Source organism: Bradyrhizobium sp. (assembly GCF_035935975.1).
Lineage (GTDB): Bacteria > Pseudomonadota > Alphaproteobacteria > Rhizobiales > Xanthobacteraceae > Bradyrhizobium.
The window spans coordinates 331904-344850 of sequence record NZ_DASYWN010000024.1 but is presented as its reverse complement, the minus strand read 5'-3'; the positions used below and the strand labels follow the sequence as shown (position 1 = coordinate 344850).

Here is a 12947-nt window from a genome sequence, read left to right as displayed (position 1 = left end):
CGATGCGGCGCACGCTGATCAGATCGGCCACCGTCATCAGCATGGATGACGCGATCGGCGACCTCAGCACCGGCGACGTGCTGGTCGAGGGAAGCCGCATCGTCGACGTGCGTCCGTCGATCGACATCGGCAGCGGCGCGGCCGAGACCGAGATCATCGACGGCAAGGATCGCATCGTTATTCCGGGCCTGATCAACGCGCATATGCACACCTGGCAGACGGCCTTGCGCGGCTATGCCGCCAACTGGACGCTGCTGGAATATTTCCGCCGCATGCATGCCGGGCTCGCCACCGTGTTCCGGCCCGAGGACATTCATATCGCGACCCTCGTCGGCGCCCTGAACCAGATCAATTGCGGCACCACCACGCTGGTGGACTGGTGCCACAACAATCCGACACCCGATCACACCGACGCGGCCGTGCGCGGCCTGATCGAGAGCGGCATCCGCGCCGCCTTCTTCCACGGCTCGCCCAAGCCGGAGCCGAAACCGGGCGAGCCGCATTTCTCCGAGATCCCGCATCCGCGCCGCGAGGTCGAGCGGCTGCTGGCCGGCCCCCTCGCCGATCGCGACGGCCTCGTTACGCTCGGGCTCGCGATCCTGGGTCCGCATTATTCGACGCTCGACGTCGCGATGCACGATTTCCGTCTCGCGCGCGAACTCAACCTGATCGCCTCGATGCACCAGGGTGGTGGCCCGGCCAAAACGCCTGGCGGCTGGGAGAAATTGATCGAGGCCGGCCTGGTCGGCGCGGGCATCAACATCGTTCACGGCAATGACTTGCCGGATGATTTGCTCGATCGCCTCGTCGATCTCGGCGTGTCCTTCTCCGTCACGCCCGAGAACGAGATGATCCAGGGCCACGGCTTTCCGATCACCGGACGGCTGCTCAAGCGCGGCGTGCGACCGACGATCGGCATCGACCTTGAGTCGGTGCTGGCCGGCGACCTCCTCTCCGTCGCGCGCGTCGCGCTGTCGATGCAGCGGGCGCTCGACAACGCAGAGTCGCGAAAGGTCAGCGGCACCATTCCGGCGACGACCACGATCCCCGTGCGCGAGGCGCTGCGCTGGATCACCACGGAAGGCGCCCGCATGCTCGGTCGCGAGCACCAGATCGGGTCGCTGACGCCCGGCAAGCTCGCCGATCTCGTTATCATCAACGCCTCCGATCTCAATCTCCATCCGGTGCACGATGCCGTCGCGACCGTCGTGATGCAGACGAGCCTCGCCAACATCGAGGCGGTCATGATCGGCGGCACCTGGAAGAAGCGGAACGGACGGCTGCTGGTCAAAGGGCTGGAGACGAAGAAGGAGCTGCTGGCGCAATCCGGCCGGCGGCTGGTTCAGAACATCGAACGACAAGGACGCGCCGCCTGAAGGGCGCCTACGGACCAGACCAATGACAAACACTGCAAAGAACGTCGCTTTCATCGGGATCGGCAAGATGGGCCTGCCGATGTCGGCGCTCGTCGCCAAGGCCGGTTATGCCGTGACCGCGTTCGACCAGAGCGCAGCGCGGATCAGCGAGGCACGCGCCCAGGGCATTTCGATTGCCGCTTCGCCGGCCGAAGCCGTGAGCGGCAAGGCTTCTGTCATCACATCTCTGCCCGACGACACGGCCTTGCGTGGCGCGCTGCTTGGCACGACCGGTCTCATCGCCGCGATGACGCCCGGCACCGTTCTGATCGAGACCAGCACCGTGAGCGTCGAAGCCTCCACCGAAGTGGCGGCCGCGGCACAGGCGCGCGGGATCGCCTACCTTCGTTCGCCGGTCTCCGGCAACGCCAGCATCGTTCACACTGGCGCGCTGACCTGCTTCGTCTCAGGGCCGAAGGACGCCTTCGAGACCGCAAAGCCGCTGTTCGCCGCCTTCACCCGCGCCCAGACCTATCTCGGGCCGGCCGAGGAAGCGCGCTATGCCAAGCTTTCGGTCAATCTGATGATTGCCGTATCCGCCGCGATGATGGCGGAGAGCCTGGCGCTGGCGCGCAAGGGCGGAATCGCCTGGCAAGATATTCTGAAGGTGCTCGACGACAGCGCGGTCGCTTCTCCCATGGTGAAGTACAAGACCGCACCGCTGCGTACCCGAGACTTCGAATCGACCTTCTCCTGCAAGCAGATGGCCAAGGACCTCGACCTCATCCTGGGGGCCGGCCACGCCGTCGGCGTACCGCTTCAGCTCGCCGCCCAAGTGCGCGAGACCTATGGCTCGCTGGTCGCGCAGGGTGATGGCGACACCGACTTCATCGCGACGGTCAAGCACCTGGAACGGTTGTCCGGGCTTGGCGAACCCAAACTCTGATCGCGGAGATCACAATGCGTAACTTCAACGAGAACACGATCACCGACGCGGTGCTGGAGCGGATCAAGGACGCGACCGATCCGCGCATCAAGCAGGTCAGCGAAGCGCTGGTGCGCCACCTCCATGCCTTCGTCCGCGAGGTGCGGCCGACCCAGAAGGAATGGGAATACGGCATCGACTTCCTGACCCGCACCGGGCACATGTGCGACGACAAGCGCCAGGAGTTCATCCTGCTGTCGGATACGCTCGGCGTCTCCATGCTGGTCGACGCGATCAACCATCCGGTACCGGAGGGCGCGACCGAGACCACCGTGCTCGGCCCGTTCTTCGTCCAGGCCGCGCCGGAGAAGGATAGCGGCGCCGATATCTCCGGCCCGATGGAGGGCGATCCGATGCTGGTCACCGGCTCGGTATCCACGGTCGACGGCAAGCCGCTGGCGGGCGCCACCGTCGATGTCTGGCACTCCGACGATGACGGCTATTACGACGTGCAGCAACTCGACGACATCGGCGATCTCGCAATGCGGGCGCGCTTCCACACCGACGCCAATGGCCGCTTCCATTTCTGGTCGATCAAGCCGGCTGCCTACCCCATTCCGCATGACGGCCCTGTCGGCGACATGCTCGAGGTGCAGGGCCGCCATCCCTGGCGCCCCGCGCATGTGCACTTCATGATCTCGGCGCCCGGCTTCGAGCAGCTCGTGACGCACGTGTTCGTCGCCGGCGACAAATATCTCGACAGCGACGTGGTGTTCGGCGTCAAGGACAGCCTGATCCGCGAATTTGTCCGTCATCCTGCCGGCCGTGCGCCGGATGGTCGCATGGTGGAGAGCGACTATTTTCACCTCAACTACGATTTCGGATTAAAGCAGGTCGCGAGCAACGCAAGAGCCGCTTAAGACTTTGAACGGCGACGGACCAACAAGAGTCCGGCGACAGGGAGCAGACGGGAGCCAAGGATGGGACCGCGGGTCAGCACAAGCATATTGGCCGAACGCCTCACCGGCATGATCGGCCCGCGCGCGAGCGTTGCGCGCGGCGTGCTCGATCAGCATGGGCAGAGCGAGTCGCATTATCGGAACCTGCCGCCCGACATCGTCGTGTTCCCCGAGACGACGCAGGAGGTCGCGGAGATCGTCAAGCTCTGCGCGAGTGCGGGCATGCCGATCGTGCCCTTCGGCGCCGGCACCTCGCTCGAAGGCAACGCGGCGGCGGTCGCGGGCGGCGTCTGCTTCGACTTCGCGCGCATGAACAAGGTGCTCAGCGTGCACGACAGCGATATGGATGTCGTGGTGCAGCCGGGCATCACGCGCAAACAGCTCAATGCGGAGCTGCGTAACACTGGCCTGTTCTTCCCGATCGACCCCGGCGCCGACGCCTCGATCGGCGGCATGACGTCGACGCGCGCCTCCGGCACCATGGCGGTGCGCTACGGCACCATGAAGGACAATGTCATGGCGCTCGAGGTGGTGCTGGCCGATGGGCGCGTGATCCGGACCGCGAAGCGCGCACGGAAGTCGGCTGCCGGCTATGACCTGACGCGCATGTTCGTCGGCGCGGAGGGCACGCTCGGCGTCATCACCGAGATCACGTTGAAAGTGCACCCCGTGCCGCAGGCAATCTCGGCCGCGGTCTGCAGCTTCGACACCTTGCACGATGCCGTGGACACCGCCATCTCCGTGATCCAGTCCGCGATCCCGGTGGCGCGCATCGAGCTGCTCGACGATGTCATGATGCGCGGCATCAACGCCTACGCCAAGCTCGGCTATCGCGAGGCCCCGACCCTGTTCTTCGAATTCCACGGCTCCGAGAGCTCGGTCGCCGAGCAGGCCGAGGCGGCGCAGGCGATCGCCGCCGACCATGGCGGCCACGGTTTTGCCTGGGCCAAGGCGCCGGAGGACCGCAGCCGGCTCTGGCATGCCCGCGACAACACGCTCTATGCGGGCCTGGGCCTCCGTCCCGGCGCGCGCGCGGTGATCACCGATGTCTGCGTGCCGATCTCGCGCCTCGCGGAATGCCTGACCGAGACGCGGCGCGACGCGGACGAGCACGGGTTCACCGCGCCGATCGTCGGCCATGTCGGCGACGGCAATTTCCACATGCTGATCCTGATCGACCCGGCCAAGCCCGAGGAGACCGAAGCCGCCAAGGCGCTGCAGGCCCGCATGGTCGCCCGCGCCATCGCCATGGACGGCACTTGCACCGGCGAGCATGGCATCGGGCTCGGCAAGATCGACTACCTCGCCGACGAGCTCGGCGAAGCCGTCGATGTGATGCGGTCGATCAAGGCCGCGCTCGATCCGAATGGACTGATGAACCCCGGCAAGATTTTTGCGAGCGGAGCCAAGGCATGAGCGACGCGCTCCCGATCGAGGTCACCTCGCCCACGCCGCTGCTGGAGCTGCGCGGCATCAGCAAGGAGTTTCCCGGCGTCAAGGCGCTGGACGATGTATCATTTGCGGTCTATCCCGGCGAAGTCCACATGCTGCTCGGCGAAAACGGCGCCGGCAAATCGAGCCTGATGAAGGTGCTGTGCGGCGCTTACCGCGCCGATGCCGGCGAGTTCTACTACAAGGGCGAGAAGGTCGCTATCGGCTCGACCGCTGATGCGCAGAAGCTCGGCATTGCCGTGATCTTCCAGGAATTCTCGCTGGTCCCCTATCTCGACATCGCCCAGAACATCTTCCTCGGCCGCGAGCCGAAGGGCCGCATTCCCGGCACCATCGACCGCCGCCGGATTCTGGCCGACGCCAGGCGCGTGCTCGACACGATCGGTTTCGACATCGATCCCACCACCACCATCGACAAGCTCGGCGTGGCGCAGCAGCAGATGGTGGAGATCGCGAAAGCGATCAGCCAGTACGCCCGCATCCTCGTGATGGACGAGCCGACCGCGGCGCTGTCCGACCGTGAGACCGAGCTGCTGTTCGCGCTGATCGCAAGGTTGAAGGCCGACGGCGTCTCGATCGTCTATATCTCCCACCGCATGGCCGAGGTGTTCGCGCTCGGCGACCGCATCACCGTGCTGCGCGATGGGCGCCGCATCGACGGCGTCAAACCGGCCGACGTCACGCCGGACCAGCTCGTTCGCATGATGGTCGGCCGCAACGTCGACATGACCTACCCTCGCAACTTTGCCGACAAGCCCGGCGAGCTGCTGCTCGAGGTCAAAGGTCTGTCGGCGTCGACCGGTATCTCCGACATCAATATCGAGGTGCGCCGGGGTGAGATCGTCGGCCTGTGCGGCCTGGTCGGCTCCGGTCGCAGCGAGGTTGCACGCGCGATCTTCGGCGCCGATCCTGTCAGCTCCGGCGAGATTATCTTCGACGGCAAGAGCATTTCCGGCGAGCCTGACCTCGCCGCCCGCCGCGGCATCGCGCTGATCCCGGAAAGCCGCAAGAGCGAAGGCCTCGCGCTGCTCCGGTCCGTGGGCGACAATCTTGTGGTGTCGGCGCTGAAAAAACTGTTCCCAAGCGGGCTGTTCGACCAGCGCAGGGCGCAGCGCACGTCCGACGCCCTGATCCGTCAGTTGCGCATTGCGACGCCAAGCGCGCGCCAGACCGTCGGCCTGCTTTCCGGCGGCAACCAGCAGAAGGTCGTGATCGGCAAATGGCTGGCGGCCGGCTCGAAGCTCTTCATCTTCGACGAGCCGACGCGCGGCATCGACATCGGCGCCAAGTCGGAGATCTTTGCCTTGATCGACCGGCTGGTGGCGGAAGGCGCGGCGGCGCTGATGATCTCGTCCGAGCAGGTCGAGATCTGCCATGTCTGCGACCGCGCCTATGTGATGCGCGAGGGACGCATTGCCGGGCACCTGACCCGTAATGAACTCACCGAGGAGAACATCGTGCGACTGGGGATGCATCATGCGTGAGGCCGCGGTCGTCTCTCAACCCAATCCGCTGCAACGCATTCCAGGCGTTGCCATCGTGCTGGTGCTGCTGATCGCGCTGTTCAGCGCCATCGCGCCGGGCTTCCTCTCGGTCGCCAACCTCTCCAACGTGCTGGTGCAGTCGACCATCCTGACCATGCTCGCGCTGCCAATGACCTTGATCATCATGACCGAGGGGCTGGACCTGTCGATGGGCGCGGTGCTGACTCTGACATCGCTCTGCGTCGCGATCGTCTCGCTCGCGACCCACTCGATGTTGCTGGGCCTAGGGGCCGGTCTGCTGGTCGGCGCGGCCTTCGGCGTCGTCAATGGCTGGCTGGTCGCGATCCTGGGTATCCCGCCCTTCGTTGCAACGCTGGGCACGCTCGGCATGGCCCAGGGCCTGTCGCTGATCGTCAGCGACGGCCAGAGCGTCGTCGGCATCCCCCACAGCGTGCGCGATATCTATTCGTCAACGCTGCTCGGCGTTCCCGTGCCGATCGTCATGGCGCTCGTCACCTACGCGGCTTTCCACGGCCTGCTCTATCATACGCGTTTCGGCACCTACATCTTCGCGCTCGGCGGCAACCGCGAGGCGCTGCGCTATGCCGGCCTCTCGCCGAACAAGCTGCTGATCGCGGTCTACGCGATCGGCGGCGCCATGGCCGGCATTGCGGGCCTGTTGATGACCGCGCGGATGAACTCCGGCCATCCCACCGCCGGCCTCGGGCTTGAATTCGACGCGATTGCCGCCGTCGCGGTCGGAGGCACCTCGTTCGAGCGCGGCAATGGCTGGCTGCTCGGCACCCTGCTCGGCGTCCTCTCCGTCGGCATCTTGCGCAACGGGTTGAACCTGATCTCGCTGCCGTCCTCGGTGCAGGTCGCAAGCGTCGGCGTCCTCGTCATCGTTGCCCTGTTCCTCGACGGCCTCCGGAGCCGCGCATGACCGACATCTCCAAAGAGGCGATGATGCCGCCCCGCTCGTTCCTGTCGCAGGACGCGATCCAGGTGTTCTACCGCCTGCTCGCGGCGCTGCTGATCTGCGCGGTGCTCGCCGTGCTCAGCGATTCCTTCCTCAGCCTCGGCAACATCCTCAATGTGCTGAGGCAGGCGAGCCTGACCTTCTTCATTGCCTCCGGCCTGACGCTGGTGGTGCTGACCGCCGGCCTTGATCTCTCGGTCGGCGCCAACGTCGCACTGTCGGCCTGCATCGCCGGCACTGTGATCCACAAGACCGGCTCGCCGGCGCTCGGCATCCTCACCGGACTGGCCTGCGGCGGCATCGTCGGCCTCCTCAACGGCATCATGGTCACCGCGCTGCGCATCCCCTCCTTCATCGCCACCTATGGCATGCTCTGGGTGCTGAACGGCCTCACCTACTGGTACATGGCGGGCGAGACGCTGCACGGCTTCCCGGCAGGCTTCCGCCAGATCGGCAGCGGCTATCTGTTCGGCTTGCCGATCCCGGTCTACCTGCTGCTGGTGTTCCTCGGCATCGGAACGCTGTTCGCGCAGCGGACGATCTGGGGCCAGGAGATCTATGCGATCGGCGCCAATCCAGTCGCGGCCCGCCTCTCCGGCATTCCGGTCGCTCGCCGCCTGCTGCTGGTCTACGCGGTCTCCGGCACCATGGCCGGGCTCGCCTCGATCATCTTCCTGTCGCGGCTCAACTCCGCCGAGGCCGACATCGGCGAAAGCCTGACGCTGCCGGCGATCGCAGCCGTGCTGATCGGCGGCACCTCGCTGTTCGGCGGCGTCGGCACCGTGTTCGGCACCTTCATCGGCGCGCTGATCCTGACGCTGGTGCTGAACGGCATGAATCTGCTCTCGGTCAGCGCCAACTGGCAGCCGCTGGTGACCGGCATCATCGTCATTCTCGCGGTCTGGCTCGACATGAAGACCCGCCGCCGCGCGCAATGAGTTCTTGAAAATCCAACAAGCAGAATGAGGGATGGAGGTAACATGAAACAGAAACTGGGCTATCTCGCGGTGCCGCTGCTGATGGCGGCCGCGTTCACCACGCAGGCGCGCGCTGACGGCGAGACCATCGCCGTCTTCACCAAGAACCAGACCAACCCGTTCTTTCAGACGGTGCGTGTCGGTGCCGACAACATGGCGAAGGCGCTGAATGCGAAGACGCTGCAATACATCCCGACCAAGCCGGATTCGATCCCCGAGCAGCTCAGCCAGATCGAGGACGTCGTGGTGAAGAAGCCGAGCGCGATCGTGTTCACGCCGGTCGACTACAAGGCGATGGTGCCGGGCGTCGAGAAGATCAACGAGGCCAAGATCCCCGTCGTCAACATCACCGACCGCTCGGCCGGCGGAAAGTTCCTGTCCTTCGTCGGCGCCGACGATTACAGCCTTGGGCTGGAGACCGCGCGCTTCCTGCTCAAGACGCTGGGCGGCAAGGGCAACATTGTCATCATCGAGGGCGTCAAGGGCTCGCTGACCAATGTCGACCGGGTCCGCGGCTTCAACGACGCGCTGAAGGAGACCCCCGGCGCCAAGCTGCTGGCCTCGCAGCCCGGCAACTACCAGCGGCTGCAGGCGCTCCAGGTCATGGAGAATCTGATGCAGTCGAACTCGCAGATCGACGGCGTGCTCGCCGCCAACGACGCCATGGCGGTCGGCGCGATCGAGGCGCTCGACGGCGCCAACCGCAAGGCGCAGGTGATCGGCATCAACGGCACCAAGGAAGCGATCGACGCGATCAAGTCCGGCAAGCTGCTCGCGAGCGGCGACTACAACGGCTTTGCGCAGGGCTGCCTTGGCACCATGATGGCGGTTCGCTCCTTGCGCAACCAGCCCGTTATCAACGAGATCGTGCTGAAGCCCACCGTCATCACCAAGGACAATTACCAGCCGTTCGACGTGCCGCTGGAGCAACGCACCTGCCCGACCTTCGAGGAAGCCGGCAAGCTCGGCGCCAAGTAGATCAACCAAGCACGACAAACACGGACGGCCGCGCGCGCGGCCGTCCCGAGACAATGGAGACACAATGCTTTTCGCAATCCACGCCGTCGACCGCGCCGGCGCGCTTCCCACCCGCCTCGCCAACTATGACGCCCACAAGGCGTTCCTCGGCGACACCTCGCCCTTCGGCGTCAAGATCGTGATGTCGGGACCGCTCGTTTCCGACGACGGCGCGACCATGATCGGCAGCCTGTTCCTGATCGAGGCGCCCGGTCGTGCGGAAGTCGAGGCGTTCAACCGCGCCGATCCCTTCGCGGCCGCCGGCATCTGGGAGAAGGTCACGATCACGGGCTTCCTGCGCCGCCAAGGCTGAGGCCAAACCGAAAAAAGGCTGAGGCCAAACCAAAAAGTGCGAAAACAACCCCATGCACAGTAGCCATGAGGTTGTTTCGACTGGCGAATTCGCAACCAGATTCGCGACGCCCCCGAGTTTGACTCGTCGGGCGAAACAGGAGCAGAATGCAATCATCTCCCGATGGTGCGAAGGACCGAGCGACTGGCTCAATCAGTCGTACTGCGCCGTGTGCGAACTGCCTCGCGTCGCCTTAGTTTCCGCAACTGCCGTCCCGGTTGCGGGTGCACCACCGGCTGATTTCGTGAGCTCCAGCGTCTCGGTCAGCTCACCGCGCGCCATGATCACCTCACGGCGATGCACCGAGCGGAGTTGCCAACCCTGATAGTCGGCGTCGAGCTTGAGGCGCAGTGTCGCCTTGCTGCTCTCGTCCAAGAAGATCCCGATGCTCTGATCACCGCCGATAACGGTTCCGATCAGCACCAGATGCAGCTCCGCTTGTGGAGGCGTTGGCGGCGGTGGCGGTGGCGCGTTTGCCACGGACGCCGAAACCACGGGTGGCGGCGGCCGCCGCGAGGCCGAGAAGATCGGGCGTTCGCTCGTCTCCGACAGTATTGCGAGAGGGACCGTCCAGAGCGGATTGCCCTTCATCGCCTCACGCGGAACGGAAGACGGAGAGCGTGGCACCACAGGATTTACAACCGGAACTGATGCTGCAGGAATATCCGCAAGCGGGCGGCCGGGCCCCGTCTCGGTGAAGCCTGGCACATCGACATCGGCGAAATCCGCGGGGAGCGCGAAGGTCGGGGCGGAAACGACGAGCAACGGCGTCAGCATGGACACGAGCCATGCTGGGAGCCGTCGTATCGCCCGATGTCCTCTCATGTCCCTCGTCATCGGCGACAGCAACGCGCAAGATTTCTCAGTCAGGAAAAGTCGGCAACCTGCGTTCGACAAGCGGGACTCGTCGCGCATAAAACCGAGGAGAACAAGGCTTATCAGCCGCCCATGTGACACCCGTGCGAAGCGGCCGTCACCTGGCCGATGTTTCAACGAACTATTCTGCCGGCAAATGGCGTGCAACACGCCTCGCTGGCCCGATGCGATTTTGCCATTGCCCAGGGCCGCCGGAGGCCAGTATGATCTTGTTGCTAAATCGTCATACTCATCCGGCATAAGTCCGGCTCTGTTGAATTGAAATGCTTGTGGTGCAGAGACGTGGTGATGCGTAGAACCTTTTTGCGGCTGTTTTCCGCCGCCGCATCATCCGCCCTGTGTACACTCCCGGCCGAAGCCCACGAGCGCGCGGTCGCGCCCGGCGAGCTTCCGCCTATCTCCGTCGCGGCGCCGGACCATCCGCATCCCCATCGGCACGCCCGCAAGAAACCACCGAAAAGCGCGGGTGCTCGCAGTCAGACTGCCGCCCGCGCGGACGGTCCAACCGAGGGCGCCGGTGCGGGCGGCGCAGCGCCCGACGGAGCCCCGGCTTTGCAACCCACTGCCGCCAGCGCAACGCGCATCAGCGGCAAGGAGGTCAACGCGGTCCCGTTCTCGCGGCCCGGCGAGGCACTGGAAGTGGTGCCAGGCCTGATCGTCACGCAGCACTCCGGCGAGGGCAAAGCCAATCAATATTTCCTGCGCGGCTTCAATCTCGATCACGGCACCGATCTTGCGATCAGTGTCGACGGGATGCCCGTCAACATGCCGACCCACGGGCATGGGCAAGGCTACGCCGACATCAATTTCCTGATCCCCGAGCTGATCCAGTCCGTCGACGTCCGCAAGGGACCGTATTTCGCCGATCAGGGTGACTTTGCCTCGGCCGGCGCCGTGGCGATCAACTACGTCAACAAGCTGCCGAACAACTTCGCGGAGATGACCTTCGGCAGTTTCGGCTATCGCCGCGCATTGGCGGCGGGATCGACCGCCGTGGGGGCCGGCACGCTGCTGGCGGCGTTCGAAGCCAACAAATATGACGGACCGTGGGACGTGCCCGACGATGTGCGCAAGCTGAACGGCGTCCTGCGCTACAGCCAGGGCACCGCGACCGACGGTTTGACGCTGACGGCGATGGCTTATTCCAACGGCTGGAATTCGACCGACCAGGTCCCGCAACGCGCGATCGACCAGGGCCTGATCAACCGGCTCGGCACGCTCGATCCGACCGACGGTGGCACCTCCAGCCGCTTCAGCCTGTCGGGCAACTGGGCGCAATCGAGCGCCTACGGACAGACCAATGTCGGCGCCTATGTGGTGCGCTCCGACCTGCGGCTGTTCAACAATTTCACCTATTTTCTCGGCAACCCCGTCAACGGCGACCAGTTCAGCCAGCTCGACGGTCGTACGCTCGGCGGCTTCGATGCGCGGCATGCGTTCGACTGGCGCTTCGGCGGCCTCGAGTCACAAACCCGCGTCGGCGTGCGGACCCGCTATGACGACATCCATGTCGGCCTGTTCAAGACCGAGCAGCGGACATGGCTCTCGACCGTGCGCGATGACCGTGTGCAGGAAGGCAATGTCGGCCTGTGGACCGACACCACCACGCGCTGGAACGACTGGCTGCGCACCACGGTCGGCATCCGCGAGGATTTCTTCGCCGGACACGTTCTCAGCGATACGCCGGAGAATTCGGGCAATGCGCAGGCGTCGATGGCGAGCCCGAAGGCCGGCATCGTGCTCGGGCCCTGGTATAAGACCGAATTCTACGGCAATGCCGGCTACGGCCTGCACAGCAACGACATCCGCGGCGCTACCATCACCGTCGATCCCAACGACAAGACGACCCCGCTCGACCGCGTGCCGCTGCTGGTGCGCTCGCGCGGCGCCGAGGTCGGCATCCGCACCAGGCCGATCGAGGGTCTCACCAGCACGGTCGCCGTGTTCGTGCTCGATTTCGACTCGGAGCTTTTGTTCGTCGGCGACGCCGGCACCACCGAGCCGAGCCGGCCCAGCCGCCGCGTCGGCGTGGAGTGGACGAACACGTACAAGCCCCTGCCGTGGATGACGGTCGATCTCGACGTCGCCCAGACCCATGCGCGCTTCACCGATTACGACCCTGCCGGATCCCGAATCCCCGGCGCGCCTGCATGGGTGGCCAGCAGCGCGATCACGCTGGGCGGCGACACCGGCTGGTTCGGGGCTCTCAAGGCGCGTTATTTCGGTCCGCGTCCCCTCATCGAGGACGACAGCGTCCGTTCGAAGTCGTCGCTGATCTTCAATGCGCGCGCCGGGTACAAATTCGACAATGGCCTGCGGGTCCAGCTCGACGTGCTCAACCTCTTCAACGCCCAGACCAACCAGATCGAATATTACTATCTGTCGCGCTTGCCGGGAGAGCCGATCGAAGGCGTTGCCGATCGTCACGTCCATCCGGCCGAGCCCCTCGCGGTGCGGCTGACGGTGGCGGCACGGTTCTGACCGCGACCGACGGCGGGCACTGACCGGCCGTCACAAATCCTGAAAAAATCTGACATAGAGCAAATGCTCTGATCGAGCCGCGACCAGCGG

Annotated in this window: 11 protein-coding genes; 10 read left to right on the top strand and 1 reads right to left on the bottom strand. The window is 65.2% G+C overall.

The window, feature by feature from the left end; all coding sequences use genetic code 11:
• Positions 1-2 precede the first annotated feature (2 nt).
• The 9 genes from VGR99_RS13240 (at position 3) to VGR99_RS13200 (ending at position 9461) form a co-directional block, all read left to right on the top strand.
• On the top strand, positions 3-1376 hold the full coding sequence (locus VGR99_RS13240) for an amidohydrolase family protein (protein WP_326898809.1): 1374 nt from the start codon (positions 3-5) through the stop codon (positions 1374-1376).
• A gap of 22 nt (positions 1377-1398) precedes the next feature.
• Complete coding sequence (locus VGR99_RS13235; RefSeq protein ID WP_326898808.1) at positions 1399-2301, top strand: NAD(P)-dependent oxidoreductase; 903 nt, start codon at positions 1399-1401, stop codon at positions 2299-2301.
• 14 nt (positions 2302-2315) lie between these two features.
• Positions 2316-3200 carry an intradiol ring-cleavage dioxygenase gene (locus tag VGR99_RS13230; protein WP_326898807.1) on the top strand — a complete coding sequence of 295 codons (885 nt, stop codon included), beginning with the start codon at positions 2316-2318 and terminating at the stop codon, positions 3198-3200.
• A gap of 60 nt (positions 3201-3260) precedes the next feature.
• Positions 3261-4655, top strand: a complete 1395-nt coding sequence (locus VGR99_RS13225; RefSeq protein WP_326898806.1) for an FAD-linked oxidase C-terminal domain-containing protein — start codon at positions 3261-3263, stop codon at positions 4653-4655.
• The gene (locus VGR99_RS13220; RefSeq protein ID WP_326898805.1) at positions 4652-6175 is read left to right on the top strand and encodes a sugar ABC transporter ATP-binding protein; all 1524 of its coding nucleotides are present in this window, start codon (positions 4652-4654) and stop codon (positions 6173-6175) included. The genes VGR99_RS13225 and VGR99_RS13220 overlap by 4 nt, the downstream gene beginning before the upstream one ends.
• Positions 6168-7118 carry an ABC transporter permease gene (locus tag VGR99_RS13215; protein WP_326898804.1) on the top strand — a complete coding sequence of 317 codons (951 nt, stop codon included), beginning with the start codon at positions 6168-6170 and terminating at the stop codon, positions 7116-7118. The genes VGR99_RS13220 and VGR99_RS13215 overlap by 8 nt, the downstream gene beginning before the upstream one ends.
• A complete protein-coding gene (locus VGR99_RS13210) occupies positions 7115-8092 on the top strand; it encodes an ABC transporter permease (protein ID WP_080139777.1) in 978 nt (325 codons plus the stop codon). Before VGR99_RS13215 ends, VGR99_RS13210 begins: the two co-directional genes overlap by 4 nt.
• Before the next feature lie 42 nt (positions 8093-8134).
• Positions 8135-9109 carry a sugar ABC transporter substrate-binding protein gene (locus VGR99_RS13205; protein WP_326898803.1) on the top strand — a complete coding sequence of 325 codons (975 nt, stop codon included), beginning with the start codon at positions 8135-8137 and terminating at the stop codon, positions 9107-9109.
• Positions 9110-9173: 64 nt separating this feature from the next.
• Positions 9174-9461, top strand: a complete 288-nt coding sequence (locus VGR99_RS13200; protein ID WP_326898802.1) for a YciI family protein — start codon at positions 9174-9176, stop codon at positions 9459-9461.
• A gap of 192 nt (positions 9462-9653) precedes the next feature.
• Here the strand turns inward: VGR99_RS13200 and VGR99_RS13195 are convergent, their stop codons facing one another.
• Positions 9654-10277 carry a hypothetical protein gene (locus tag VGR99_RS13195; protein WP_326898801.1) on the bottom strand — a complete coding sequence of 208 codons (624 nt, stop codon included), beginning with the start codon at positions 10275-10277 and terminating at the stop codon, positions 9654-9656.
• Positions 10278-10664: 387 nt separating this feature from the next.
• Between VGR99_RS13195 and VGR99_RS13190 the strand changes: the two genes are divergently transcribed.
• Complete coding sequence (locus VGR99_RS13190; protein ID WP_414645118.1) at positions 10665-12857, top strand: TonB-dependent receptor; 2193 nt, start codon at positions 10665-10667, stop codon at positions 12855-12857.
• Positions 12858-12947 lie beyond the last annotated feature (90 nt).

Coding starts and splice junctions, on each gene's coding strand:
- VGR99_RS13190 (WP_414645118.1), top strand. CDS start 10,665: ATGCGTAGAACCTTTTTGCGGCTGTTTTCCGCCGCCGCATCATCCGCC.
- VGR99_RS13220 (WP_326898805.1), top strand. CDS start 4,652: ATGAGCGACGCGCTCCCGATCGAGGTCACCTCGCCCACGCCGCTGCTG.
- VGR99_RS13230 (WP_326898807.1), top strand. CDS start 2,316: ATGCGTAACTTCAACGAGAACACGATCACCGACGCGGTGCTGGAGCGG.
- VGR99_RS13235 (WP_326898808.1), top strand. CDS start 1,399: ATGACAAACACTGCAAAGAACGTCGCTTTCATCGGGATCGGCAAGATG.
- VGR99_RS13205 (WP_326898803.1), top strand. CDS start 8,135: ATGAAACAGAAACTGGGCTATCTCGCGGTGCCGCTGCTGATGGCGGCC.
- VGR99_RS13225 (WP_326898806.1), top strand. CDS start 3,261: ATGGGACCGCGGGTCAGCACAAGCATATTGGCCGAACGCCTCACCGGC.
- VGR99_RS13215 (WP_326898804.1), top strand. CDS start 6,168: ATGCGTGAGGCCGCGGTCGTCTCTCAACCCAATCCGCTGCAACGCATT.
- VGR99_RS13210 (WP_080139777.1), top strand. CDS start 7,115: ATGACCGACATCTCCAAAGAGGCGATGATGCCGCCCCGCTCGTTCCTG.
- VGR99_RS13200 (WP_326898802.1), top strand. CDS start 9,174: ATGCTTTTCGCAATCCACGCCGTCGACCGCGCCGGCGCGCTTCCCACC.
- VGR99_RS13195 (WP_326898801.1), bottom strand. CDS start 10,277: ATGCTGACGCCGTTGCTCGTCGTTTCCGCCCCGACCTTCGCGCTCCCC.
- VGR99_RS13240 (WP_326898809.1), top strand. CDS start 3: ATGCGGCGCACGCTGATCAGATCGGCCACCGTCATCAGCATGGATGAC.